Here is a 2,989-nt window from a genome sequence, read left to right as displayed (position 1 = left end):
CGTGAATAATTCTACACTGAGTTCTCTGTCTTTTTTTAAGTAAAATTCGCTACCTAGAGTAAAGCCTGGAAGATTCTTACCGTCTTGAATATATTCCGTATTCGAAATATTCTTATAACCTAAATTGCTTATTAGACTCGATTTTTGATTTTCGTGCGTCTGATTTCCAACTTCGTTATCGTATCGGAAGATTAAAGAATATTTTTCTTTCTTAAAGTGGTATACTACCTCTGGAGTAAAATAGAGATGTTTGTGTAGAAAAGTGTAGTCAGTTTCACTGCGGATATTAAGTAAGGAACCTACAAGATGGTAATTGTTTGTAATGATATTTACTACTGCTGCTCCATCAGCATCGTATTTGGCTGACGGGCTGGTAATAATCTCCATGCTTTTAATCTGAGACACAGGGATCTGATTTGCTACATCGAAAGAGACGCGCTTGCCGTCCACGTAGACAACAGCATTTCCTTTTCCTAAAATACTTACCTCGTTGTTTTTAACTTTTACTCTTGGTGATTTTTTAAGAATGGCTTCAACGTCTCTACTTTCTGCCATAACTGTATTAGCTACATTCACAATGGTTTTGCCAGCCCTTCGCTCGAAGGTTTGAACTTTGGCTGAGATCTCTATTTCTTCTAATGTGTTGTTTACTTTGAGGGTAATGGTTGGCACACTTACGGTGCTTTTTTCTTCGGTGTTATCAATTGATTTAATAATATCATCGAACCCAAGAGAAGTAATTTTTAAAAGAACTCCTTTGGAGGTGATGTCTTTAATCTCAAAACTACCATCCATAAAGAAGTCTCCTTTTATAAGAGACGAATCTGCTTTGGAAAGAATAATTACGTTACCCATTTCTAAAGGCTTGCCGTGGTCGTTATTCACGGTTCCTTTAATAGAATAGGAGGTAACTTGACTATAGGCAAAGGTTGATAGAAGTAATCCTGTAATTAAAATGAATGTGCGCTTCATTGGTATATTTAAGATATAATATTAATTATATCTATAGATGTCAGAATATTGAAAAGGTAATGACTGGTCTGATGTTTGGCTATAGTATCGTGCCTGTTTAGGTTCGGACAAACACGATACTTTAGAAGCTTAAATTCGTTCTAATGATGCTTTGTTTAGTTATGAAGTTACTTGTCGTCTTTTTTGTAATCATGGTGTCGGTCACCGTCATAATCGCAATTTTGTCCATGGTGGCCCCTAATTCTACCTAGCATTTCTTTTTTAAATTGAACTTCTGTTAAGTACAATTTAGCCAGTTTCTTAACAGATAATGCCGTTCTAAGTTTGGTGTCGTATTCTAATTTCAGGTCTAGGATTTTCTGTTCCGTATCAAAGTTCATCTTAATCATCTTATTAATATACTCATCCGTAAGGTCGGCTTCATTTTGCTGTTTTGCTTTTTTTAGCTCGTCCCATCGGTATTTCTCTAGTCCTTTCATTTTTTCTGCGAATTCATTGTAGATCGGCCAAAACGATTGCGCCTCGGTGGTACTCAGCTTTAACTCGTTTGTGATGTAACCCACCTTCATAGATTGTACGTTTTTGTGGTCTTTCTTGTATTCACCTGCTGAATGGGATTCTCTACCCGCAAATGCAGAAGTAGTTAATAGTATGATAGATGTAATTAATATTAATTGATTTTTAATTTTCATAATAGATTGATTTAAAATTGTTCGTATAAAAGAAATTCCGAAAATGATTCATCGAGCATGTATTGGTATGCTGCTTCAGCAGATACTGAGCTCTTATCTTCAAAATGGATGTTAGATAACTCCTCAGTTGTAAAGTTTTCTGCAATAAAATAGTCGTCGATATCGGCTAAGGCTGTCCATTCGTCTAGTAATATTTCGTTCGCCAATTCAACGTTCACTTCATTTTTAACGGGATTGTTAAAGAATAGGATAGCGCCAATAAAGGCAGCGGCTACAGCCGAGGCGATAGAAATAGTTTTTGCTTTGTGACTTCTGTGTATCGGAATGATTTTGGTTTTGCCCTGCTCAACTTCCGAAATCTTTTGTAGAATAGAATCTTCTACGCATTCAAAATAACCTGCCGGTACCTTCATCCCGGAGGAGGCTGGTACGTCTTCCCAATTGGGGAAATCTTTTTTGTTTTGCGTATTCATGTTAGTAGGATGGCTTTGGTTTGAAAAGGTTTAATTCAGTTCATTTTATTTTTTGCAAAACCTTCTATTTTATTCACCGCATGATAATAAGATGCCTTAAGTGCACCAACTGTGGTTTTCGTTATTTCTGCTATTTCGCTGTACTTCATCTGTTGAAAATATTTCATATTAAAGATTATTAGTTGTTTTGGAGGGAGTGTTTGAATGGCTTCTAAAAGGATTCTGTGTGCTTCCTCTCCATCGAAATACTCATCCGCTAAAATGCTGTTTTCTAAGTGCAGATTGTCGTCGATGCTTTCTGCTTGTTTTCTCTTTTTAAGAAACCCGAGTGCTTCATTAGTAGCAATACGATATGCCCAGCTATATACTTTACTTCTGTTTTCGAATTGAGAGAGGTTCTTCCAAATCTTAATAAAGGTGTTTTGAAGTACATCGTCGGTGTCTTCATGTGACAATAATATGTTTCGGATATGCCAGTAAAGGGGTTTCTTGTAATGGGTAAGAATGGCTTGGAAGGCTGTTTTGAAGTCGCCTTTTTTGAGGTGCACGTTTATTTCCTCTTCCTGTCTTTCAACCCTCATAGATGGTAAGATACGTATTTGGACAAAAGGTTTAATTTCGAAATCTTATAATGAATAAATTTCAGAATTGAATTTTCTGTATTTACTTTGATTGATAAGAACGGAAGTATATAATGAAACATACAACTCTATTATTCCTATTCCTGTTTTGGGGAGAACTTGGTTTTGGTCAAACTAATTATGGGATTGTAGGATACATAGGGGGCTCGAATATTTTGGGGGTTAATGATTCTGCAAATACTATTGTTCCTTCAGGAGGGATAGGCTTTAT

4 protein-coding genes are annotated in these 2,989 nt (G+C 36.1%); all 4 read right to left on the bottom strand.

What is annotated here, in order from left to right:
• Positions 1-972, bottom strand: a 972-nt coding sequence (locus tag HRT72_09355; GenBank protein ID NQY67911.1) for a hypothetical protein, incomplete at its 3' end; no start/stop codon positions are given.
• 167 nt (positions 973-1,139) lie between these two features.
• On the bottom strand, positions 1,140-1,664 hold the full coding sequence (locus HRT72_09350; protein NQY67910.1) for a hypothetical protein: 525 nt from the start codon (positions 1,662-1,664) through the stop codon (positions 1,140-1,142).
• A gap of 11 nt (positions 1,665-1,675) precedes the next feature.
• The gene (locus HRT72_09345; GenBank protein ID NQY67909.1) at positions 1,676-2,137 is read right to left on the bottom strand and encodes a hypothetical protein; all 462 of its coding nucleotides are present in this window, start codon (positions 2,135-2,137) and stop codon (positions 1,676-1,678) included.
• A 35-nt stretch (positions 2,138-2,172) separates the two neighbouring features.
• Entirely contained in the window at positions 2,173-2,718 is a 546-nt protein-coding gene (locus HRT72_09340; GenBank protein ID NQY67908.1) for a sigma-70 family RNA polymerase sigma factor, read from the bottom strand.
• Positions 2,719-2,989: the final 271 nt, after the last annotated feature.

Source organism: Flavobacteriales bacterium, from assembly GCA_013214975.1.
Lineage (GTDB): Bacteria > Bacteroidota > Bacteroidia > DT-38 > DT-38 > DT-38.
The sequence above is the reverse complement of the archived record's forward strand: the minus strand, read 5'-3'. Positions and strand labels throughout refer to the sequence as shown.